General features: G+C 58.7%; 16 protein-coding genes. 13 read left to right on the forward strand and 3 right to left on the reverse strand.

Annotated elements, in window-relative coordinates; all coding sequences use genetic code 11:
* Positions 1–181 precede the first annotated feature (181 nt).
* The 11 genes from ACTYEO_RS03545 to ACTYEO_RS03595 all read left to right on the forward strand — a co-directional run bounded on the left by ACTYEO_RS03545 (position 182) and on the right by ACTYEO_RS03595 (position 13,019).
* Positions 182–1,852 (forward strand): TadE/TadG family type IV pilus assembly protein, encoded by a 1,671-nt coding sequence (locus tag ACTYEO_RS03545; protein WP_449322338.1) that lies wholly within the window; start codon positions 182–184, stop codon positions 1,850–1,852.
* Between the two features lie 9 nt (positions 1,853–1,861).
* Positions 1,862–2,389 (forward strand): TadE/TadG family type IV pilus assembly protein, encoded by a 528-nt coding sequence (locus ACTYEO_RS03550; protein WP_449322339.1) that lies wholly within the window; start codon positions 1,862–1,864, stop codon positions 2,387–2,389.
* 14 nt (positions 2,390–2,403) lie between these two features.
* On the forward strand, positions 2,404–3,105 hold the full coding sequence (locus ACTYEO_RS03555) for a TadE/TadG family type IV pilus assembly protein (protein WP_449322340.1): 702 nt from the start codon (positions 2,404–2,406) through the stop codon (positions 3,103–3,105).
* Between the two features lie 160 nt (positions 3,106–3,265).
* Positions 3,266–4,519, forward strand: coding sequence for a sarcosine oxidase subunit beta family protein (locus ACTYEO_RS03560; RefSeq protein WP_449322341.1), 1,254 nt, complete (start codon positions 3,266–3,268; stop codon positions 4,517–4,519).
* Between the two features lie 51 nt (positions 4,520–4,570).
* Positions 4,571–4,852 carry a sarcosine oxidase subunit delta gene (locus ACTYEO_RS03565; RefSeq protein ID WP_449322654.1) on the forward strand — a complete coding sequence of 94 codons (282 nt, stop codon included), beginning with the start codon at positions 4,571–4,573 and terminating at the stop codon, positions 4,850–4,852.
* Complete coding sequence (locus ACTYEO_RS03570) at positions 4,842–7,772, forward strand: sarcosine oxidase subunit alpha family protein (protein WP_449322342.1); 2,931 nt, start codon at positions 4,842–4,844, stop codon at positions 7,770–7,772. The genes ACTYEO_RS03565 and ACTYEO_RS03570 overlap by 11 nt, the downstream gene beginning before the upstream one ends.
* Complete coding sequence (locus ACTYEO_RS03575; RefSeq protein ID WP_449322343.1) at positions 7,765–8,316, forward strand: sarcosine oxidase subunit gamma; 552 nt, start codon at positions 7,765–7,767, stop codon at positions 8,314–8,316. Before ACTYEO_RS03570 ends, ACTYEO_RS03575 begins: the two co-directional genes overlap by 8 nt.
* Positions 8,317–8,423: 107 nt before the next feature.
* Positions 8,424–10,370 carry a DNA primase gene (gene dnaG, locus ACTYEO_RS03580; RefSeq protein ID WP_449322344.1) on the forward strand — a complete coding sequence of 649 codons (1,947 nt, stop codon included), beginning with the start codon at positions 8,424–8,426 and terminating at the stop codon, positions 10,368–10,370.
* A gap of 85 nt (positions 10,371–10,455) precedes the next feature.
* Complete coding sequence (gene rpoD / locus ACTYEO_RS03585; protein WP_449322345.1) at positions 10,456–12,447, forward strand: RNA polymerase sigma factor RpoD; 1,992 nt, start codon at positions 10,456–10,458, stop codon at positions 12,445–12,447.
* Between the two features lie 40 nt (positions 12,448–12,487).
* Complete coding sequence (locus ACTYEO_RS03590; protein WP_449322346.1) at positions 12,488–12,718, forward strand: RND transporter; 231 nt, start codon at positions 12,488–12,490, stop codon at positions 12,716–12,718.
* 31 nt (positions 12,719–12,749) lie between these two features.
* A complete protein-coding gene (locus ACTYEO_RS03595; RefSeq protein WP_449322347.1) occupies positions 12,750–13,019 on the forward strand; it encodes an HlyU family transcriptional regulator in 270 nt (89 codons plus the stop codon).
* A 22-nt stretch (positions 13,020–13,041) separates the two neighbouring features.
* Here ACTYEO_RS03595 and meaB read toward each other — a convergent pair whose 3' ends face one another.
* On the reverse strand, positions 13,042–14,031 hold the full coding sequence (meaB, locus tag ACTYEO_RS03600) for a methylmalonyl Co-A mutase-associated GTPase MeaB (RefSeq protein ID WP_449322348.1): 990 nt from the start codon (positions 14,029–14,031) through the stop codon (positions 13,042–13,044).
* 96 nt (positions 14,032–14,127) lie between these two features.
* Here meaB and hrpB point away from each other — a divergent pair, with 96 nt between their 5' ends.
* Positions 14,128–16,536 carry an ATP-dependent helicase HrpB gene (gene hrpB, locus ACTYEO_RS03605; RefSeq protein ID WP_449322349.1) on the forward strand — a complete coding sequence of 803 codons (2,409 nt, stop codon included), beginning with the start codon at positions 14,128–14,130 and terminating at the stop codon, positions 16,534–16,536.
* Here hrpB and ACTYEO_RS03610 read toward each other — a convergent pair.
* Positions 16,533–17,504 (reverse strand): DUF2235 domain-containing protein, encoded by a 972-nt coding sequence (locus ACTYEO_RS03610; protein ID WP_449322350.1) that lies wholly within the window; start codon positions 17,502–17,504, stop codon positions 16,533–16,535. The genes hrpB and ACTYEO_RS03610 overlap by 4 nt on opposite strands.
* Positions 17,505–17,574: 70 nt before the next feature.
* Positions 17,575–19,872 carry a xanthine dehydrogenase family protein molybdopterin-binding subunit gene (locus ACTYEO_RS03615; RefSeq protein WP_449322351.1) on the reverse strand — a complete coding sequence of 766 codons (2,298 nt, stop codon included), beginning with the start codon at positions 19,870–19,872 and terminating at the stop codon, positions 17,575–17,577.
* 271 nt (positions 19,873–20,143) lie between these two features.
* Here ACTYEO_RS03615 and ACTYEO_RS03620 point away from each other — a divergent pair, with 271 nt between their 5' ends.
* On the forward strand, positions 20,144–23,050 hold the full coding sequence (locus ACTYEO_RS03620; RefSeq protein WP_449322352.1) for a valine--tRNA ligase: 2,907 nt from the start codon (positions 20,144–20,146) through the stop codon (positions 23,048–23,050).
* Positions 23,051–23,100: the final 50 nt, after the last annotated feature.

Genomic DNA, 23,100 nt, shown 5'->3' on the forward strand with positions numbered 1-23,100 from the left:
ATCCTTAAGAGGGCGCGGATTCAACCAAAAAGACCAGGCATTCGGCCCGAAATTGCCATTTTTATTGTCCTAAATGGCCGCGAATGCCGCCCCGATTTGCCGTAATTTCGCCTAGCTTCCCGCCGAAAACAGGCCATGGGCGAACCCTGACTTTAGGGGCCCAATCAAGAGGGGTAGCAAAATGGCGCAAGTTTTCACGCCACAAAAACCAAAGACACCATCCACTCTCGCCAATCGTTTTGTGCGGGCCGAAGACGGCACAGTCACCATTTTCGGGCTGATCATGTTTGTCATCATGATCGCCGTTGGCGGTGTTGCGATTGATATTTTGCGCTACGAGACCCAACGCGTGCAGATGCAATACACGCTGGACCGCGCCGTTCTGGCCGCCGCCTCGCTAGATCAGAACGCCGATGCCGAAGCCGTGGTCCGAGATTACTTCGCGCGATCCGAACTTGAAAACTACCGCCTTCGGGTCACCCCGCAAAGCAGCATGACCTCAACCCGGGTTGAGGCATTTGTGGAGGCGGATATCAATCTGCTCTTCATGAATATGTTCGGTGTGAACTCCTTGACCTCCCCCGCCTCTGCGGTCGCCGAAGAGAGCGTCGAAACTCTAGAAATCTCCTTGGCGCTGGATGTCTCTGGCTCCATGGGGGGCAGCCGAATTGTTCAGATGCGCGATGCCGCCGAAGACTTCGTTGTCGACCTCCTTGCGATGAACCAAAACTCCCCGAATGGCGACACCGTCTCGATCTCGCTGATCCCTTACAACGGTCGGGTCAATATCGGCACGAGGCTGGCCAGCGTATTCACCTTGAGCGATGAACATGACGCGTCAAATTGCGCGCGCTTCCCTCCAGAAGAGTTTCACAATACAGCAATTGATCCGGAAACCCCTCTCGCTCGTCTTGCACATGCGGATTATTACCACCGCGAATGGCATTCCGACCTTCTATACAGCCATTGTTACTCCTCAAGGACCCGCGCAAACCCCAATGGCGGACCGCTTGACAGACACGCCATCATACCTTGGTCCTCGAACCAAGAAGAGCTTGTGGAATCCATTCGTGCGCTTACGCAAAGCGGCTGGACAGCCATGGACCTGGGCATGAAATGGGCCGTTGGCCTTCTCGATCCAGTTGCGCGACCCGCACTGTCGGAGCTCATTGATACAGGCGCTGCCAATTCTGATTTCGAAGGTCGCCCATTTGACTATGACAATGATGAGACCCTCAAGGTCATCGTCCTGATGACTGATGGAGAGAACAGCGAGCAACATGATCTATGGGATGAGTTTCGCCACGGACCATCGAATGTTTTCTACCATGATGACCATCATCGCTGGTCAATCTTCTATCCCGGTCATGATCGTTATTGGATACCGGAGCAAACACATTGGTGGGACCCGCAGCATAATCAACCCAACAATTACTGGGGATTTTGGTCAGACGAGCCCTATCGTGGGGATGAGTCCGAGGCACTTGATTGGCTAGAACTGTTTGGCGAATACACAGCCGCCAAAGTCGCAGCCGAATTCTACCTGAGGCCCGCCCAGCGGTCTGGAAATTACGACTACTTCAATTGGGTGCGCTATGCCGCCTTTGGAGCCCATGCCACCCCCGACATCGCTGATGCGAACACACGTGCCATTTGCGATGCGGCCCGCGCCCAAGGGATCATTGTGTTTACAATCGGTTTTCAAGCCCCGCGCGTCGGACAGGAAATGATGCAATATTGCGCCACAACGCCAGCACATTACTACCCGATCACCTATGGCGGATCGCTGGACATTGCTGATGCTTTCGCGTCGATCGCAACCTCGATCAACCGTCTTCGTCTGGTTCAATAGGGGTTGGAGATGGCATTGCACCACACCATTCGACAGTTCTGGCGCGACGAGACGGCGACAGCCTCGTTGGAATTCGTGATCGTCTTCCCGATTGTCATGATCTTGTTCACAGCCGTGTTCGAGACCGCGATGATCCTGACGCGTCAGGTGATGCTAGAACGCGCCCTTGATACAACCGTCCGCGTCATGCGGGTAACACCGGGCCTGACCGCAACACATGACCAGATCGCAAATGTCATTTGCCAGCAAACTGTGGTGATCAATGATTGCGATCAACTGCTGACGCTCGATCTGCGTCCAATCGTGGGCCCCAATTACTTCCTTCCTGATCAAGACTCACTTTGTGTCGACAGGGATGGCTGGGTCCGCCCTGCAAATACCTTTGATGTGGGCCAAGTAAACCAATTGATGCTTATCCGCGCCTGCGTGGTTGTTGACCGCATCCTGCCCTTCTCGGGCTTTGGGTTGAACCTGACCCGCGATGATACAGGCGGCCTCCATATGATTTCAGCCTCGATCTTCGTGAATGAGCCGTAAGCGGGATGGGACTTATGAATATTGCTAGATCAGTAAGAAAATTCCTTCGCGACGAGACCGCTGCGGTCGCGCTTGAGGCCATCATCCTGACGCCTATTTTGGCTTGGGTCTTTGTCGGAAGCTTCGTGTTTTTTGACGGCTTTCGGACATATAACGGGGCGGTAAAGGCCAATTACGCGGTATCAGACGTGCTGTCGCGGGCCGAGGTCACCATGTATGGATCCGATATCGAGGGCCTGTCGAATATCTTCCAGCACATCACCCGCAGCCCCGAGATCACCCAAATGCGCGCAACTCAAGTGCGGCGCACCGATCAGGGCTTTGTTGTTGACTGGTCTTACGGCACACAAGGGCGCCTGAGGCATACGAATGAAACGCTTGGTGCCGTCACCGACCGAATTCCGCTGATGGAAATTGGGTCGCATGTTTTGGTTGTGGAGACATTTCTTCCCTATACACCCGCTTTCAGCATCGGCATGGGCGAGATGGAATTTGACTTTGTTTCAGTGACACGCCCGCGCTTTGTCGACCGCGTTGATTTCAATGATGGGACTGACCCCAGTTTCTGCGTTGCAAACTGCTCTCCTGGTGAGGGCGATGGCATGGATGATGCTGGGGAAGACCCTTCAGGCTTTGATTGGGACGCCGCGTTTGAATATGATTTCAACGAGGAAGAAGGCGGCGGTGGCGGCGAAACTGAAGGTGGCTCTGGCTGACCTGCCTAAATTTCTGGCGACAGCCCGCTCGACACCACTAATTTCGCCGAGTTGGGCCGCATCACATCAGGCCTGATGAGCATTGCTCTTTCCTGTTCCGAATGCTTTGCTTAGGTCTTCTAGGACGCGCGCTTTTGCGGGCGGAGAAGGAGCCTGAACGATGCGTTACTCTGGCTGGCGTGTGCTGGCGGAAGGCCTGACTGGCAATAAGGGTTGGAAACCTGCTTGGCGTGATCCAGCGCCAAAGGCAGAATACGATATCATTATCATCGGCGGCGGTGGCCATGGCTTGGCAACGGCCTTTTATCTGGCCAAGGAACATGGGCTGAGCAATATCGCCGTGCTCGAAAAAGGCTATCTCGGCGGCGGCAATATCGGTCGCAACACCACCATCGTGCGCGCCAATTACGGACTTCCTGGAAATTCCGAGTTTTACTCCCATTCCCTCAAGCTTTGGGAAGGGATGGAAGCTGAGCTTAATTACAATGTGATGCATAGCCAGCGCGGCATCATTAACCTGTTTCATTCCGATGGTCAGCGCGATGCCTATGCCAGACGCGGCAATGCGATGATCAATCAAGGCGATGATGCCATTTTGCTTGATCGCGAAGGGGTGCGCAAACTGGTGCCCTATATCGATTACGAGCAAACGCGTTTCCCGATCTATGGCGGCCTATACCACAAGCGCGGGGGCACTGCGCGCCATGACGCCGTGGCTTGGGGCTATGCGCGCGGGGCAGATCAGCGCGGGGTTGATCTGATCCAGAATTGCGAAGTGACAGGCATCGATATCGGGAACGGTCGCGTCAAAGGCGTGCAGACCAGCCGCGGGGCGATCCGTGCCAAAAAGGTGGGCATCGTTGTGGCGGGCAGATCAGGGCAGGTTGCGGCCATGGCGGGCATGCGCCTGCCGATTGAAAGCCATGTCCTGCAAGCCTTTGTGACCGAAGGGCTCAAGCCCTGCATCGACAATGTCATCACCTATGGCATGGGGCATTTCTATATCAGCCAATCCGACAAGGGCGGCCTCGTCTTTGGGGGCGACCTTGATTTCTATGCCTCATATGCCTCGCGCGGGAACCTGCCGATGGCCGAGCATGTGATCGAGGCGGGCATGACGCTGATGCCGATGATCGGCAAGGCCAAGATGCTACGCTCTTGGGGAGGGATCATGGATATGTCGGCAGATGGATCGCCAATCATCGACAAGACCCATATCGAGGGGCTCTATTTCAATGGCGGCTGGTGCTATGGCGGCTTCAAGGCGGTTCCAGGCTCGGGCTATTCTTTCGCGCATCTTCTCGCCACTGACCAACATCACGCCCCTGCCGCGAAATACCGGCTGGACCGTTTCGAGACGGGCATCGGCTTGATGGATGAAGAAGGGACTGGGTCCCAGCATAACCTGCATTAGAAATTTCGATTGAGCGCAACAGATACAGCCCCCAGACTTGGTGACCTGAAAATGCAAATCCCCTGCCCCCTATGCGGCACCCGCGACCTCAGAGAGTTCTCCCCCAAGGGGCATGACACCTATCTGGACCGGCCCGCAGCCGATGCCCCGCCTGAGCAGTGGCATGCCTATCTGCATTTGCGCGACAACCCCGCAGGGCCCACCCGCGAATTATGGCATCACGCCTTTGGCTGTGGCGTTTGGCTTGTTGTCAGCCGCAATACCATCACCCATGAGGTCAGCGGCGCCGAATTGGCGCGCGACGTTGTGAAGGAGAAAACCAATGCGGGTTGAAGGCAAGGGTCGCATTGATCGCGGCACGACAATCGGCTTTAGCTTTGACGGCACATACTACCAAGGTCATCCGGGCGATACGCTGGCCTCGGCCTTGATGGCCAATGATGTCAAATTGATCGGGCGAAGCTTCAAATACCACCGTCCGCGTGGCGTGCTGACCGCAGGCTCGGAAGAACCCAATGCCATGGTCGAGATCGGGCGTGGCGATGCGATCATGCCCAATACCCGCGCCACCATGCAGGAGCTGTTCGACGGATTGACCGCCCATAGCCAGAACCATCTCGGCCCCCTCAAATACGACCTTCTGGCGATCAATGATCTGGCCGCACCGTTTCTGAGCGCGGGCTTTTACTACAAAACATTCATGTGGCCGCGCGCCTTTTGGGAAAAGCTCTATGAACCCGTGATCCGCCGCGCGGCAGGGCTTGGGCGTTTGTCGGGCAAAGCGGATGATGAAACCTATGAAAAGGCCTATGCCCATTGTGACCTGCTGGTGATCGGCAGCGGGCCTGCGGGTTTGATGGCCGCCCTTGTTGCGGGGCGGGCGGGTGTTGATGTGATCTTGGCCGAGGAAAGCGACCGTTTCGGCGGGCGGCTTTTGGCAGATGAAGACGAGATCGATGGCGCGGCCTCCTCATTCTGGGCCGAGGAGGCGCTGCGCGAATTGGAAGGCATGGAAAATGTCCGCCTGATGCGCCGCACCACCGTGACAGGGGCCTATGATGGCGGCACCTATGGCGCGCTGGAGCGCGTTTCGCTGCATTTGCCGCCAGAAGATGGCCTGCCGCGCGAATGTTTCTGGCGCATCCAAGCCAAACAGGCCGTTCTGGCGGCTGGTGCCTTGGAACGCCCCATCGCCTTTCCGCTGAATGACCGCCCCAATATCATGCTAGCCTCAGCCGTCAGGACCTATCTGGCGCGCTTTGGCGTTGTGCCTGGCCGCAAAATGACCCTGTTTGCCACCAATGACAGCGCCCATAAAACGGCGCTTACCCTGCAGGAGGCAGGCGTTGAAGTTGCGGCTGTGATCGACAGTCGTTTGGATGCGGAAGCTCAGGGTGATTACAAGCTGATCAAGGGTGGCCAAGTGATTGGTACCAAAGGGCGGCACGGGCTGTCGCAGATCACCGTGCGCCATGGCGGGCAAGTACAGCAGATTGAGACAGATGCGCTTGCGATGTCGGGCGGCTGGAACCCCAATGTGCATCTCACCTGCCATCTTGGCGCGCGCCCTGTCTGGAATGAGGCGATCAAAGGCTTCATCCCATCCCTAGGAGCCGTGCCAAACATGACCCCTGCGGGGGCCTGCAACGGCGTGTTCGATACGCTAGGCTGTTTGAACGCAGGGGCCGAGGCGGCAAAAGCCGCCCTCAAGGCGCTTGGCAAGCGGGCGAAAGCCACACAACTGCCGCAAGCCAGCTCCGAGGTGGGTGCATCGCAGGCGCTGTGGTATGTCGAGGGCAAGGGCCGCGCATGGCTTGATTTCGCCAATGACGTCACCACCAAGGATGTGCGCCTCGCGGCCAAGGAAAACTATGCCTCGGTCGAGCATATGAAGCGCTATACCACCCAAGGCATGGCCCCTGATCAGGGTAAAAACTCCAATATCGCAGCCCTTGCCGTGCTGGCGGATGCAACAGGGCGCGGTATTCCCGAAACAGGTACAACCGTGTTCCGCCCGCCTTTTGTGTCGGTCTCGATGGCCGCCCTTGGTGCAGGCGGTAAGGGCAAAGGCTTCGCGCCTGAACGCTTCACAACCTCGCATCAGGCAAGTCTGGATCGCGGTGCCGCAATGGTCGAGGCGGGGCTTTGGTATCGCCCCTCCTATTTCCCGCGCAGGGGCGAGACGACATGGCGGCAATCTTGCGACCGTGAGGTGGATATGGTTCGCAATGCAGTCGGGATTTGCGATGTCTCAACGCTTGGAAAAATCGACATCCAAGGGCCCGATGCGGCCGCATTTCTGGATTTCGTCTATGCCAATACATTCTCGACGCTCAAGCAAGGCCGCGTGCGCTATGGTGTGATGCTGCGCGAAGATGGCCATGTGATGGATGACGGCACAACTGCGCGGCTTGGGCCGAACAATTATGTGATGACCACAACCACCGCCGCGGCAGGTCAGGTCATGACGCATCTGGACTTCGTGCATCAATGCCTGCGTCCCCAGATGCAGCTGCGCTTTATCTCGGCCACCGAGCAATGGGCGCAATTTGCCATTGCAGGCCCAAAATCGCGCGAGCTGTTGAACGGGCTTTTGGACAGCCCGATCGACAGTGACAGCTTTCCCTATATGGGCTGTGGCGAGGTGAGCGTGCATGGCACAAAGGCGCGATTGTTCCGTATCTCCTTCTCGGGCGAGCATGCTTATGAATTGGCCGTCCCCGCACGCTTTGGCGCAGCGCTGTTTCGCGATCTGGTCGCGCGCGCCGAGACCATGGGAGGCGGTGCCTATGGGATGGAGGCCTTGAATGTCTTGCGCCTTGAGAAAGGCTTTATCACCCATGCCGAAATTCACGGACGGGTCACGGCCTTTGACATTGGCATGGGACGGATGGTTTCGGCCAAGAAAGATTGCATCGGCAATGCGGCCTCCAAGCGGCCAGGTTTGCTGGATGAAGGGCGCGAATTATTGGTCGGCCTCAAGCCTGTGGGCGCGGTCAAACAGGTGATCGCGGGGGGGCGCTTGTTTAGCACCGACGATCCTGCCGATCGTGAGCATGATCAAGGCTATATCACCTCGACCGCCTTTTCCCCCACACTCGGCCACTCCATCGCGCTTGGCTTCCTGCGCAATGGCCGCAACAGGGTGGGCGAGCATATCCGCATGGTCGATCATCTGCGTGGGTTAGAGGCAGAGTTGGAGGTTTGCGACCCCGTGTTTTTCGACCCAGAGGGAGGGCGTCTTCGTGGCTAAGCTGATCGCACAAAGCCCCGCAAACGGGATCCCTAGCAGCACTATCGGCACGGTGACCTTATCCGAGCTTGAGATGACACCCATCACCTCAATCGCGCCCTTCGCGGGCAAGGAGACCGCGCTGGCAAAGACGCTGAAGGTCGCGCATGGGTTGGAATGGCCCGCCGCTGGTCAGACAAGCGAACATGCGGGCACGCGCGTGATCTGGGCAGGGCTGGATCTGGCCTTTTTGACTGGGGTGGAGGCCTCATCCAAACTGGCAAAAGACGCAGCCCTTACGGATCAAAGCGATGCTTGGGCGCGGTTTGAGTTGGGCGGCACAGAGGCGGCGGATGTCTTGGCGCGCTTGGTGCCTGCTGATCTGCGCAAGACGCAGTTCAAAACGGGCCAGACCCTGCGCAGCAGCCTTGGCCATATGCAGATGATTTTGGTGAAAACCGCCCCGCAAAGCTTTCTGATTATGGTGTTCCGCAGCATGGCCCAGACCGCTTTGCATGAATTGACGGATGCCATGACAAATGTGGCCAAACGCGCCTCTCTCTAGCCACAGCGCGCGCCAGAGCATGATTACGCACAATTTTGCGGGCCTTATCCACAGACCCGCCCCCGCGCCGACTGGACTTCGCGCCAAAGGCCAATGATACTTGTGCCATGAGCTTGCCCCCTGGATTCCTAGACGAGTTGCGCAATCGTGTTTCGCTGTCCCAAGTGGTCGGTCGCAAGGTCATGTGGGATAATCGCAAATCCAATCAGGCCAAAGGCGATATGTGGGCCCCCTGCCCCTTCCATCAGGAAAAGACCGCCAGCTTTCATGTCGATGACCGCAAAGGCTTTTACTATTGCTTTGGCTGCCACGCCAAAGGCGATGCTTTGGGCTTCATTAAGGAAACCGAAAATGTAAGCTTCATGGAAGCGGTTGAAATCCTTGCCCGTGAGGCAGGGATGACGATGCCAGCCCGTGACCCGCGCGCGCAGGAAAAATCGGATGAACGCGCAGAACTGGCCAAGATCACCGAAGCCGCCGTTGGGTATTTCCGCCTGCAACTCAAAACCGGCGCCGCAGCCGAGGCCCGTAGCTATCTTGAGAAACGCGGGCTTGATCAAGCGGCCCTTGATCAATTCGAGATCGGTTTTGCCCCTGCAACCCGCCAAGGGGCCTTTACCGAATTGACCGCCAAGGGGCTGGATGCAAACCGCGTCATTACGGCTGGAATTGCCAGCAAACCCGATGATGGCGGCGCGCCCTATGACGCGTTTCGCGACCGTATCATCTTTCCGATCCGTGATCCGCGCGGGCGCTGTATCGGGTTCGGGGGCCGCGCCATGGCCGCGAATGCGCGCGCCAAATATCTCAATAGCCGCGAGACGCCTTTGTTCGATAAAGGCCGCGCGCTCTACAATCACGGCCCCGCCCGCGAGGCGGCGGGCAAAGGCCAGCCTCTGATTGTGGCCGAGGGCTATATGGATGTAATCGCGCTTGTGCGCGGCGGCTTCCACGCGACTGTGGCCCCTTTGGGCACTGCCATTACCGAAGACCAGTTGCGCCTTTTGTGGCGCATTGCGGATGAACCGATCATCGCGCTGGATGGCGACACGGCGGGCCTGCGCGCAGCCATGCGCCTGATTGATCTGGCGCTTCCTTTGCTTGAGGCTGGTAAATCCTTGCGGTTCTGCATCATGCCTGCGGGTCTGGACCCTGATGACCTGATCCGCAGCAAAGGCCCCGCCGCCATGCAAAAGCTGCTGGATGAGGCGCAGCCCTTGGTCAGCCTGCTTTGGCGACGCGAGACCGAAGGCAAAAGCTTTGACAGCCCTGAGCGGCGTGCGGGCCTTGATAAAACCCTGCGCACAGCGATCAGCCGTATCCCTGACCCGTTCCTGCGCCGCCATTACGGTGAGGCGATCAACGATCTTCGCAGGCAGTTGTTCAACCCGCAAAGACGCGGGTTTGAGCAACGCGGCGCGCGCGCGGGCGGCAAACGCTTTGGCTTTGGCGAGGCGCAAGTGGTGCCCTTGGCCGCCACGCGTGCCTCGGCCCTTGCCTCGGGTCTGCGCAGTGAGGCCGAGATCCGCATCACCCTGATCCTTGCAACATTGTGCCGAACACCCGCCTTGATCGACCGTTTTGAGGCGCAGCTTGAACGGCTGGAGCCTGAAAACCCAGAATACGCGCAGCTTTGCAGCTTTTTGCTGCGCACATCCGCGCGGGAGCATGAACCGCTTCTGGCCGAACTTGAGACAGCTAATCTTCGAGCTACCCTTGAAAAAATACAGACGCTTGGCCATGTGCGGATAGCACCCTGCACTCTGGCGGCGGGTGACCCCGAGAAATCGGCGCAATGCCTGACGGAAGAATTCGCAAAGCTCGCCGCAAAACGCGGGATCGAGCATGAGATGGCAGAGGCGCTGGAAGATATCGACCGCACCGAAGACGACGCGCATCTGTCATGGCGCCTCAATCACGCGATCCGCACGCGCCAGAACGCCGAGCGGAGCCAAAACGAGGACCAAGCGGACACAGGGGAAGACCGAACTGAGCTGTCCAATTACCTTCGTGGGTTGATAGAAGCCCGCGTCTGGGAGAAGAAAACGAGGTAGCTGGGAGTGCGAATCAGTGATTCGCACTTTATAGGGTACATATCCGAGGGTGCGAATCACTCTTGAGCGAAAGGATAATCGCGCAATGGCTAAAGACACCGACGATCGCAAACCGGACGGCGAAGACGCAGAACACGGGCTCGACATGAGCCAAGCCGCCGTCAAAAAGATGATCGCGGATGCGCGCGCTCGTGGCTACATCACTTACGACCAATTGAATTCCGTCCTCCCGCCCGAGCAGGTCAGCTCGGAGCAGATCGAAGACGTGATGTCGATGCTCTCAGAGATGGGCGTCAATATCATCGAGGATGATGAGGCCGAAGAAGAAGAGAATAAGGGCGCGACCGATCTGGTCGAAACCACGAACTCCCGTGAGGTTGCTGTTTCAAGCACGGGAACAGAAAAGCTCGACCGTACCGATGACCCCGTGCGTATGTATCTGCGCGAGATGGGCTCGGTCGAACTGCTCAGCCGTGAAGGCGAGATCGCGATTGCCAAGCGCATTGAGGCTGGCCGCAATACGATGATCGCAGGGCTGTGCGAAAGCCCGCTGACATTTCAGGCGATCACCATCTGGCGCGACGAACTTCTGGAAGAGGACATCCTGCTGCGCGACGTGATCGACCTCGACGCGACCTTCGGCAATGCAATGGGCGAAGATGAAGACGGCGAAGCCCCTGTTGTGGGCGCTGTGCCTGCCAATGGTGGAGCCTCGCCGAGAGCCGAGGGCGAGCCTGAACTGGACGCCGATGGCAACCCGATCATCAAGAATGATGACGACGACGAGGATGAGGACGATCAGGCCAATATGAGCCTTGCCGCGATGGAGGCTGCCCTCAAGCCGCGCGTTCTCGAATCCCTCGATGTGATTGCTGAAAACTACATCCAGCTGGCCGAGATGCAGGATAAGCGTATCTCAGCGACCCTGAATGAAGATGAAAGCTTCCACAAAAAGGACGAAGCCAAATACCAGAAGCTTCGCTCGGAAATTGTGGAGCTGGTGAATGAGCTGCATCTGCATAACAACCGTATCGAAGCGCTGATCGACCAGCTCTATGGCATCAACCGCCGGATCATGTCGATCGACTCTAATATGGTGAAACTGGCCGATCAGGCCCGCATCAACCGCCACGAGTTTGTGGGCGAATATCGCGGCTATGAACTGGACCCAACTTGGGTTGACCGCATGGCCGAAAAAGCGGGCCGTGGCTGGCAGGCTTTGATGGAGCGTTCGCGCCCCAAGGTCGAAGAACTGCGTGCCGATATGGCCCAAGTCGGCCAATATGTCGGCCTTGATATCAGCGAATTCCGCCGCATCGTGGCACAGGTTCAGAAGGGCGAAAAAGAAGCCCGTCAGGCCAAAAAAGAGATGGTCGAGGCAAACCTGCGTCTCGTGATCTCGATTGCCAAGAAATACACCAATCGCGGCCTGCAATTCCTCGACCTTATTCAGGAAGGCAATATCGGCCTGATGAAGGCGGTTGATAAATTCGAATATCGCCGTGGCTATAAATTCTCGACCTATGCGACATGGTGGATCCGTCAGGCAATCACCCGCTCGATCGCCGACCAGGCCCGCACGATCCGTATTCCGGTTCATATGATCGAAACGATCAACAAGCTGGTGCGCACAGGCCGCCAGATGCTGCATGAGATCGGTCGTGAGCCGACACCGGAAGAATTGGCCGAGAAGCTGCAAATGCCGCTCGACAAGGTCCGCAAGGTGATGAAAATCGCCAAGGAGCCGATCAGCCTCGAGACGCCAATCGGCGATGAGGAAGACAGCCAGCTTGGTGATTTCATCGAGGATAAGAACGCGGTTCTGCCCCTCGATTCAGCCATTCAGGAAAACCTCAAAGAGACGACAACACGGGTTCTGGCCTCGCTCACCCCGCGTGAGGAACGCGTGCTGCGCATGCGGTTCGGCATCGGGATGAACACCGACCACACGCTGGAAGAAGTGGGCCAGCAATTCTCGGTGACCCGCGAACGTATCCGTCAGATCGAAGCCAAGGCCTTGCGCAAGCTGAAGCACCCAAGCCGCAGCCGCAAATTGCGGAGCTTCCTGGATCAGTGAGTTCAGCGATGGCGGTCGGGCTTGTGATCTCGGAGTTTAAATGAACACGCTCCGCCGCCTTCTCGACGCTCTGCCGCTTTGGGTGGTGCTGGCGCTCTGCCTCACTCTTGGCCTTGCCCCGTTCACGCCCGAGCCACATATCTGGGAGAAGCTCAAAATGCTGGCTGCGGGCGGGCTTACCCGACCCGTCGATATTTTCGACTTCGCGCTACACGGCACGCCTTTCTTAGTCTTGACCCTGAAACTGGCGCTCAGGCGGCGCGGCGTCTAAACTCACCTCCAAACCTGAGGAGTGTAGCCCCATGTCCCTTTTCTCGAAGCTTTTTGGCGGCGGTGCCAAAGCCGAACCAACGCCCGAAATCCACAAGGATTTTCGGATTTTCGCAGCCCCTCAGCGCGATGCGGGCGGCTACCGCATTGCCGCGCGGATCGAAAAGGACGTGGATGGCGAGACGAAAACCCATAACCTGCTGCGCGCCGATACCGTTCAATCCGAGGATGAGGCGATTGCCTTTTCGATCCGCAAAGCCAAACAGGTTATCGACGAACAGGGTGAGCGGATTTTCGGCTAAAGCCCCCGCCTAAAAACATGCGTCAGCCCTTGAGTTGCGCCAGCATTTGGGCGGCTGCCATATCAGGGGTCAGCGCGCCTTGGGCAACCTGATCCGACATCGCGGCCATCGCCTCCTTCACGCCCGCGTCACTGCGCAACCGCGCCAAAAGGCCCTCGCGCACCTCTTGCTCGAACCAATGGGCCGCCTGCTCGGCGCGGCGCGCATCCCAAAGCCCTGTATCCTTGCGCCAACCGCCAAGCTCTTGCATCTGCTCCCATGCCTCAGGCAAGCCATCGCCTTCCATCGCAGAAACAGGCAGCGCCTTGGGAAATCCTTCGGGGTCTTGCGGACGTTTGCGCAACAGCCGCAGCGCGCCTGCGTAATCAGCCGTGGTGCGGGTGGCTGCCGCTTTCAGATCGCCATCGGCCTTATTCACCAAGATCAAATCCGCCATCTCCATGATGCCGCGTTTGACGCCTTGCAACTCATCGCCACCAGCAGGGGCCAGCAGCAAAACAAAGAGGTCGCACATCTCGGCCACCATCGTCTCGGATTGGCCCACACCCACGGTTTCGATCAGCACCACGTCAAACCCCGCCGCCTCGCACAGCGCCACAGCCTCGCGCGTGCGGCGCGACACACCACCCAAATGCGACAGCGAGGGCGAGGGACGGATAAAGGCGTTTTTCTCGCGGCTCAGATGATCCATCCGCGTTTTATCCCCAAGGATCGAGCCGCCTGAACGGGTCGAACTTGGATCAACCGCCAGAACCGCAACCTTCAAGCCTTGGGCGGTCAGCATCATCCCGAAGGCCTCGATAAAGGTGGATTTGCCTACCCCCGGCGTGCCCGAAAGACCAATGCGCAAAGCCTGTCGCCCATGGCCGCGAAGCCGCTCAAGCAAATCGGTGGCCTGCGCCCGATCCTCGGCGCGCGTGCTTTCCACCAGCGTCACGGCACGCGCCAAGGCACGACGCTCGCCTGCAAGAATGCGCTCGGCTATATCATCGGGAATGTCGCGGCGGTTCATCTTGTTTGAATTTCCTTGACCCTAGAGACGCTTTTCTGCCTGTTCCCCCGCAAGGCGTCCAGCCCTGCGATATATTAAAAGGTTCCCTCCACCCCGATGATCCTGCCGATCGACGATATCCTTCCCAGCCTGACCGAGGCGCTTGCGCGTCATGGCCGTGCCGTTTTGCAAGCCCCACCCGGGGCAGGCAAGACCACGCGTGTGCCCTTGGCGATGCTGGAGGCGGGGCTGACACAAGGCAAGATCATCATGCTGGAGCCGCGCCGCCTTGCCGCGCGGGCTGCCGCCGAACGCATGGCCCAAACCTTGGGCGAGGAGGTTGGCCAGACTGTCGGTTTTCGTGTGCGTGGTGAGCATGCCGTGTCCAAGGCCACACGGATCGAGGTTGTGACCGAAGGCATCCTGACCCGCATGTTGCAAGACAATCCCGATCTGCCCGGTATTGGTGCCGTGATCTTTGACGAATTCCACGAACGCTCGCTCAATGCCGATCTGGGGCTGGCCTTGGCATGGGAAGTGCGCAGCGCGCTCAGGGATGATCTGATCCTTGTGGTAATGTCAGCCACGCTGGATGCAGGCCCAGTTGCCGCGATGCTTGAGGATTCGCCGCTAATCACTTCGGAAGGACGTGCCTTCGAGGTCGAGACCCGCTGGCGCGAGGCCCCACCCCCCCGCGAGGAACGCTTCGAGATCACCATGGCGCGCCTGATCGAACAGGCCATGACCGAGACCAAAGGCGGCATCCTCGCCTTTCTCCCCGGTGAGGGCGAGATCAGGCGCGTGGCCGCGCATCTGCGCCTGTTTGGCGATGTGCAGCTTCATACCCTCTTTGGCGCGATGCCGCTCAAGGATCAGCGCGCGGCGATCAAACCCGCCGAGACGGGGCGCAAGCTGGTGCTTGCAACCTCGATCGCCGAGACCTCGCTGACCATCGAAGATATCCGTGTCGTGGTTGATGGAGGCCGCGCAAGGCGCGCGCGGTTTGATGCAGGCTCGGGCATGACACGGCTGGTCACAGACCCCGTTAGCCGTGCCGAAGCGGCACAACGCCGTGGCCGCGCAGGCCGCGTGGCCGAGGGCATCTGTTATCGCAATTGGACCAAAGGCGCTGAAGGGGCCTTGCCCTCCTTTCCCCCCGCCGAGATCGAGGCCGCTGATCTGGCATCCCTCGCGCTGGAACTGGCCCTTTGGGGCTCGGATGAGGGCTTGGCCTTCCTGACCCCGCCACCCGAAGGCGCATTGGCCGAGGCGCGCGCGCTTCTGCGCGGTTTGGGGGCCTTGGACACGCAAGCCCGCATTTCTGAGCATGGCCGCGCCTTGGCCAAAATGCCACTGCACCCGCGGCTGGCGCATATGCTGGCAAGTGGCGGCAAGGGCGCGGCGCGGTTGGCAGCCCTTATGGCCGAGCGTGATCCACTGCGCGGGCGCGGCATCGATCTAACCCTGCGCCTGCGCGCCATCGAGACGCCCGAGAAATTCAACGCAGATCGCGGCGTGATTGCGCGCATCCGCCAAGAGGCCAAACGCCTCGCCAAATTCGAAAGCGGCGCACCGCGCAGCCCTGCCGCACAAGCCGCCCTCGCCTATCCCGACAGGATCGGATTGCGCCGCAAGGGAGATGCCCCGCGCTATGTGCTGTCAGGCGGCAAAGGGGCTGTGATGCCAGATGGCGATGGTCTCGCAGGGCAGCGTTTGATCGTGGCCAGCGACCTTGATGGCAACCCGCGCGAGGCGCGCATTCGCCAATCCATTGCTTTGTCCGAGGGCGAGATGCGCGACCTCTTTGCCGATCAGATTGAATGGCGGGATATCTGCGACTGGTCCAAACGCGAGCGCAAGGTGGTGACACGCAGACAGGAATGTTTTGGCGCTTTGGTGCTGGAGGACAGGCTGTGGAAAGACGCAGATCCCGATGCAGTGGCGCAGGCCTTGCTGGCGGGCATTCGTGATCTGGGGTTGCAGGCACTGGATTGGTCGAAAGCCGCAAAGCTGCTGCGGGCAAGGATCAGCTTTTCTGGCCTGATGGATGTCAGCGATGCGGCCCTTCTGGACGGGCTGGAGGATTGGGCCCTGCCCTATCTCTCGGGCAAACGCAGCGCCGAGGACTTGGCGCGTTTTGATCCGACCGATGCGCTGACGGCCTATCTGGGCTGGGACAAGCAGGCCGAATTGGACCGCCTTGCGCCCGCGCGCTGGACCACGCCATTGGGGCGCGGTGCGGCGATTGATTATTCAGGCGACCAGCCCGAAGTGCAGGTTCGTCTACAAGAAGTCTTCGGCACGACCCAGCATCCGCAAATCGGGCTTGAGCGTTTACCCCTCAAAGTCACGCTGCTTTCGCCCGCGCAACGGCCCATTCAAGTGACCAATGACCTGCCGGGGTTTTGGGACGGCTCCTATGCCGATGTTCGAAAGGATATGCGCGCGCGCTATCCGCGCCATCCTTGGCCCGAAAACCCACGTGAGGCCGACCCGACCCTGCGCGCAAAGCTCCGCGGGAGCTAGGCCGCAACAGGCACATCAATACCGGCTGCCCGCGCCGCATCCCGAGCCGATGGGTGCAACCGCTCGGACGGGTCTGCGCCAATGGTTCTGCGGCGGCGGATCAGGAAATATTTGGCATAGCCATGAAACCTGCCTGTCGAGGGCGCATCAGGATCGGTCACAAAACGCATCTGCCAATGATGTGGCAGTTTCAGCCCGTGTTTTTCGACCTCCTCCAACATCCAGACAAGCGGGATATTCGACAAGGGGCGGGCTGCGTGAAAACCGCTGAGTTGGCCGCCAATATCGCCATGCCGCCCGCGAAACCACATCTGCACCACGTCATTATCCTGCGCCGCATCCGTTTCCCAAATCACAGGCTGGTAGAGGTTGCGCGACTCGTTGATGGCCAGCGCCTGCCGCCCCACGCGCGTGCAAGCCCCCAATTTGTGATTGTGATAGGGATGGGGCACTGGAAGGAAACGCCACAAGCCAGGCCAACGAATTCCCAAGGCGCGCACAGTGTCATAGACCCCCAGAAAATCGATATGGATTTCCGCATGGCACCTTGCCGCTTTGAAGGCCTGCGCGGCCTCGGTGTCTGGATCACTGCGGTAGTGGAAATAGACCCGCTCAAGCGATCGGTCATTCAACTCATCTGCGCGCAGCAAACCCATGCGATCAATCAGGCCTGCCAGCGAGCGCACCGCATAAGCCCCGCGTGAATAGCCCATAAGAATGATCTTATCACCGGGCCTGTAGTTCTTGGCCAAGAAGCCATAGCCGCGTTTGATCTGGTGGTTGATACCGACGCCTGCGATCACCTCATGCGCATGGCGCAGCCCGCGCCATTGGATGCCTGGCTCATAATGAAGCGCCAGATCAGGCACGGCACCTGGTTGGCTAAGCAGACTATAGGTGCGGCCGATATTGGTTTTCTCCCCCCTTTTGAGGGAGGATAGGGTCCCGTCCATCAAGACGACAAGCATACGCGGATTTTCGCCCGCCGGCTCGGGTGGCGGCGGGTTTCGAAATCCGCGAAGGCGTTTCCAAAGAGCGCTATTCCGCAGCAACCGCCTTACCTTGATTGAGAAGCTCCCACATCCGCGATGGTGTGAAGGGCATATCCACCTGACGCAACCCGTAAGGCCAAAGCGCATCCTGCACCGCATTGGCCACAGCCGCCAAAGCGCCAACCGTGCCTGCCTCGCCGCAGCCCTTCATGCCAAGCGGGTTATGCACCGATGGCACAGGCTCGGTATAGAAGGCCATGAAAGGCACATCATCGGCGCGCGGCATGCCGTAATCCATGAAGGTCGCCGTCAAAAGCTGGCCATCGCTGTCATAGACCGTGTGCTCGGTAATGGCCTGCCCGATCCCTTGGGCGACACCGCCATGCACTTGGCCCTCGGCCAGCATCGGGTTCATCAGATTGCCGAAATCATCAACAACCGTGTAATTGACAACGGCTGTCTGGCCCGTGTCGCGATCAATCTCGATCTCGGCGACATGACAACCGTTGGGATAGGAGCGGCCTGGCAGTTTGATCCGCTTGGTGGCTTTGGTCAACTCGGCCTTGCCCGCCGCGCGGGCGGCCTCGGCGGCCTCCAGCAAGGTGATCACGACATTGGAACCTGGTGCGCGGAATACGCCCTCTTCCACGTCGAAATTGACATCTGCATTGTCGAGATGATCGGCCATGAACTCCGTCAGGCCTGCCATCAACACATCAGCCGTCTCGCGCATTGCCATGCCCTGAACGGTGACCGAGCGGGAGCCGCCCGTGCCACCACCCGTCGCGATCAGGTCACTATCGCCCTGAATAATCTCGATGCTGTCGAGCGGAAGCCCCGTCTGGTCATGCAGCAATTGCGCATAAACCGTTTCATGGCCCTGACCGTTTGACTGCGTACCGACATAGACCTTGGCGCCTGTCTGGGTGATCTCGATTGCGGCGGTTTCCTCGGGGTCACCAAGGATCGACTCGATGTAGTAACACACCCCCAGCCCGCGCAATTTACCCGCAGCCTCAGAAGCCGCACGGCGTTTGTCGAAGCCTTTGATATCGGCCTTGCTTTCAGCGCTGTCGATCAGACGGTGGAAATCGCCCACATCATAAAGCTCGCCCGTGGCGGTCTTATAGGGGAACTGCTCCGGCTTGATGAAATTCTTGCGGCGCAGATCAAGCGGGTCGACGCCCATCTCTCGCGCGGCAAAATCAATCGTGCGCTCAAGGCAGAAAATCGCCTCAGGGCGGCCAGCACCGCGATAGGCATCCACCTGTGTTGTATTGGTATAGATGCCGTGATTGCGGAAATAGGTGTTCTGGATGTCATAGGTGCCAGCCAATACGCGCGAAAACAGGCTGGATTGAATCGCCTGCCCGAATTGCGAGTTATAGGCCCCCATATTGGACCAGCTTTCGCAGCGATAGGCGACAAGGCGGTGATCCTCGTCAAAGCCCATCTCGGTGGTGGTGACCAGATCACGCCCTGCATTATCGGACAGCATCGACTCGGTCCGCTCAGCCATCCAGCGCACGGGGTGACCAAGCTGCTTTGCGGCGAAGCACACGAGGAAATGCTCAGGATAACCCATGCCCTTCATGCCAAAACCACCGCCGACATCAGGCGTGGTCACATGGATCATCTCGGGATCGACGCCAAAGAATTTCGACAGGTCCGTTTTGGTGCCCCAAACGCCTTGGCCATTGACCGAGATATGCACCCGCTCACCGACCATTTCGGCAAAGCAGCCGCGCGGCTCGATGCTGTTCACAATCACACGGTTATCATCAATCGTCAGTTTGATCCGATGCTTGGCTGTGGCCAGCGCCTCTTGCACGGCATAATCATCGCCAAGCTCGAAATCATACGCGACATTGTCGGGGGCTTCTTCATGCACCACCTGCCCGCCTGCCACGACATCTGTCTTGCTTGGCAATTCATCGAAATCAAACTCGATCAACTCGGCCGCATCTTTGGCTTGGGCGACCGTATCAGCGACGATAAAGGCGATCGTGTCGCCCACGAACCGCACCCGATCTGTCACAAGAATGGGGCGTTGGGGGGCGGCTCCCATGGAGCCGTCACGATTTTTCACCGTGGAGAATTTCATCTTATTGGCCACGCCCGCCGCATCCAGATCAGCGGCGGTATAAACGGCATGCACACCGGGGGCTGCGCGGGCCTGCGACACATCAAGGGTGGTGATCATGCCATGGGCCACAGGGCTGCGGAATACATAGCCATGCAGCGCGCCATCGGGGGTGATATCATCGACATAACGGCCATGCCCCGTCACAAGGCGCGAGTCTTCAAGGCGCTTGACCGATTGGCTCGTTCCGAATTTGCTCATGACTAGATCCTCGCCCGTTATGCTGTGATTGGGACACTAGCGGCGGCGGCGCAACTGTCCAGTCCTCAGACCGACACAGAACGCCGCGTCTCCGCCCAAATCGCAATATTTCTGCGCCAAGCCCCGCGCAGCGGCTTTTTCTTACACCAGCACCCTGAATTCGACGACAAACCGCCCCGTAAATGCATGTGCCGCCACCACACCCCTTGGCCTTGCCGCCCCCATTCGCTAGATGATCTCAAACTCTGAGGACCACCCGAAGGCAGGACCCATGGAAAAGAACTTCAACGCCACCGAGGCCGAGGCCCGCATCTCCCGCAAATGGGAGGAAGCAGGCGCTTTCAAGGCTGGCGCGCATACCACCCCGAATGGGGAAACATTCTCGATCATGATCCCGCCACCCAATGTGACGGGCGTTCTTCATGTGGGCCATGCCTTCAATAATACGCTTCAAGATGTGTTGGTGCGCTGGCACCGCATGCGCGGCTTTGACACGCTTTGGCAGCCAGGTCAGGACCATGCGGGCATCGCCACGCAAATGGTCGTTGAGCGAGAACTGGCCAAGAATGGCGAACCCTCCCGCAGCGAGCTTGGCCGCGAGCAATTCCTCGACAAGGTTTGGGATTGGAAAAAGCAATCCGGTGGGACGATCATCGAGCAGCTCAAGCGGCTTGGAGCCTCCTGCGACTGGTCGCGCAATGCCTTCACCATGTCCGGCGCTCCCGGAGCGCCCGAAGGCGAAGAGGGCAATTTCCACGATGCCGTCATCAAGGTCTTCGTGGAAATGTATAACAAGGGCTACATCTATCGCGGCAAAAGGCTGGTCAATTGGGACCCGCATTTTGAAACCGCGATCTCGGATCTCGAAGTCGAGAATATCGACCAAACGGGCCATATGTGGCATTTCAAATATCCGCTGGCGAATGGGGCGACCTATTCGTATTTGGAGAAAGATGAAGACGGGAACGTGATCTTCGAAGAAGAGCGTGACTATATCTCCATCGCGACAACGCGCCCCGAGACCATGCTTGGCGATGGCGCGGTGGCCGTGCACCCCGATGACGAGCGCTATGCGCCGATTGTCGGCATGATGTGCGAAATTCCTGTCGGCCCAAAAGAGCATCGCCGCTTGATCCCCATCATCACGGATGAATACCCTGACGCCAATTTCGGCTCGGGTGCCGTGAAGATCACGGGCGCGCATGATTTCAACGATTATGGCGTGGCCAAACGGGCGGGCATTCCTTGCTACCGTTTGATGGATACCCGCGCGCAGCTGCGCGCCGATGGTGCGCCTTACGCCGAGGTCGCGCAGATCGCCCAAGCCGTGGCCAAAGGCGAGCGAAGCCTCAGCGAGATTGAAGTGGATGAGCTGAACCTCGTTCCCGACCATCTTCGCGGGTTTGACCGTTTCGCCGCGCGTGAGGCCGTGATCGCCGAGATCACCGCGGAAGGCCTTGCCGTCATGACGCAGGCCACCGACCCACGCCTTGGCAAGGCCGCTTTGAAAGCCGATGCGGAAGGTGCTGATGACATGGTGCCTCTGGTTGAGGAAAAAACCATCACCCAGCCCTTCGGTGACCGCTCCAAAGTGGTGATCGAGCCTATGCTGACCGATCAGTGGTTCGTCGATACCGCAAAAATCGTGGAGCCCGCGCTGGACGCCGTGCGCACGGGCCGCACCAATATTTTGCCCGAGCAGCATCGGAAGGTTTATTTCCATTGGCTGGAAAATATCGAGCCTTGGACAATCTCGCGTCAACTGTGGTGGGGGCATCAAATCCCTGTTTGGTATGACGAGGATGGCAAGGAATATTGCGCAGCGTCCGAGGCAGAAGCGCAGGCCATGGCAGGCGGCAAGGCGCTGACCCGCGACCCCGATGTTCTCGACACGTGGTTTTCCTCTGGCCTTTGGCCGATTGGCACGCTTGGTTGGCCCGAAGAGACACCAGAGCTGGAGCGTTATTTCCCAACATCCGTCCTCATTTCGGGTTTTGACATCATCTTTTTCTGGGTTGCACGAATGATGATGATGCAATTGGCCGTGGTCGATGACATCCCCTTCCGCGATGTTTATGTCCATGCGCTGGTCCGCGATGAGAAGGGCCGCAAAATGTCGAAATCCATCGGCAACGTGCTCGACCCTCTCGACCTGATCGATGATTTCGGCGCGGATGCGCTGCGCTTTACACTGACCGCGATGGCGGCAATGGGGCGTGATCTGAAACTCTCCAAGGATCGCATCGCTGGCTATCGCAATTTCGGCACTAAGCTTTGGAACGCCGCGCGCTTTGCCGAGATGAACGAGTGCAAACCCGTTGACGGGTTTGACCCCGCATCTGTGACCCAAACCGTCAATAAATGGATCGTGACCGAGACCGCACGGGCGCGCTTGGCCCATGACGAGGCCTTGACCGCCTACCGCTTCAATGATGCGGCCAACGGCCTTTACGCCTTTGTCTGGGGCAAGGTTTGTGACTGGTATCTCGAATTTGCCAAGCCCCTTTTCGCATCAGGCGATGAGGCCGTGATCTCTGAAACGCGCGCCACAATGGCATGGGTGATCGACCAATGTTTGATCCTTCTCCACCCCACAATGCCATTCATCACGGAAGAACTTTGGGGCGAGATCGCCACGCGCCCCTCTATGCTCGTCACAACCGATTGGCCAAGCTATGGCGCGGAATTGGTCGATGAGACGGCCGAGCGCGAAATGCTCTGGGTGATCGGATTGATCGAGGAAATCCGGTCGGTTCGCGCCCAAATGCATGTGGCCGTTGGCCTCAAAATCCAGCTTCAACAATTGGAGCTGGATGAAAAAGGCCAGCAAGCGTGGGATCGCAACGCGGCCATGATCACGCGGCTTGCACGCATCTCCGAGATCACCAAAATCGAGGCCGTTCCCAAAGGCGCGGTTACCGTCGCCGTCGAGGGCGGCACCTTCTGCCTTCCGATTGCCGATCTGATCGATGTGGCCGAAGAAAAGGCGCGCCTCGAAAAGGTTTTGGGCAAGCTTGCCAAGGAAATCGGTGGTCTCAAAGGGCGGGTCAACAACCCCAAATTTGTTGCCAGCGCCCCTGAAGAGGTCGTGGTGGAGGCCCGCGAAAACCTCGCCGCCCGTGAGGAAGAAGAGGCCAAGATCAAATCCGCCCTCGCGCGACTGGCCGAGCTCGACTGATCCGAAACCAACAAACGGTCCCTCACTGCGGGGCCGTTTCTTCATCTTTC

This window comes from Rhodophyticola sp. SM2404, from assembly GCF_053570515.1.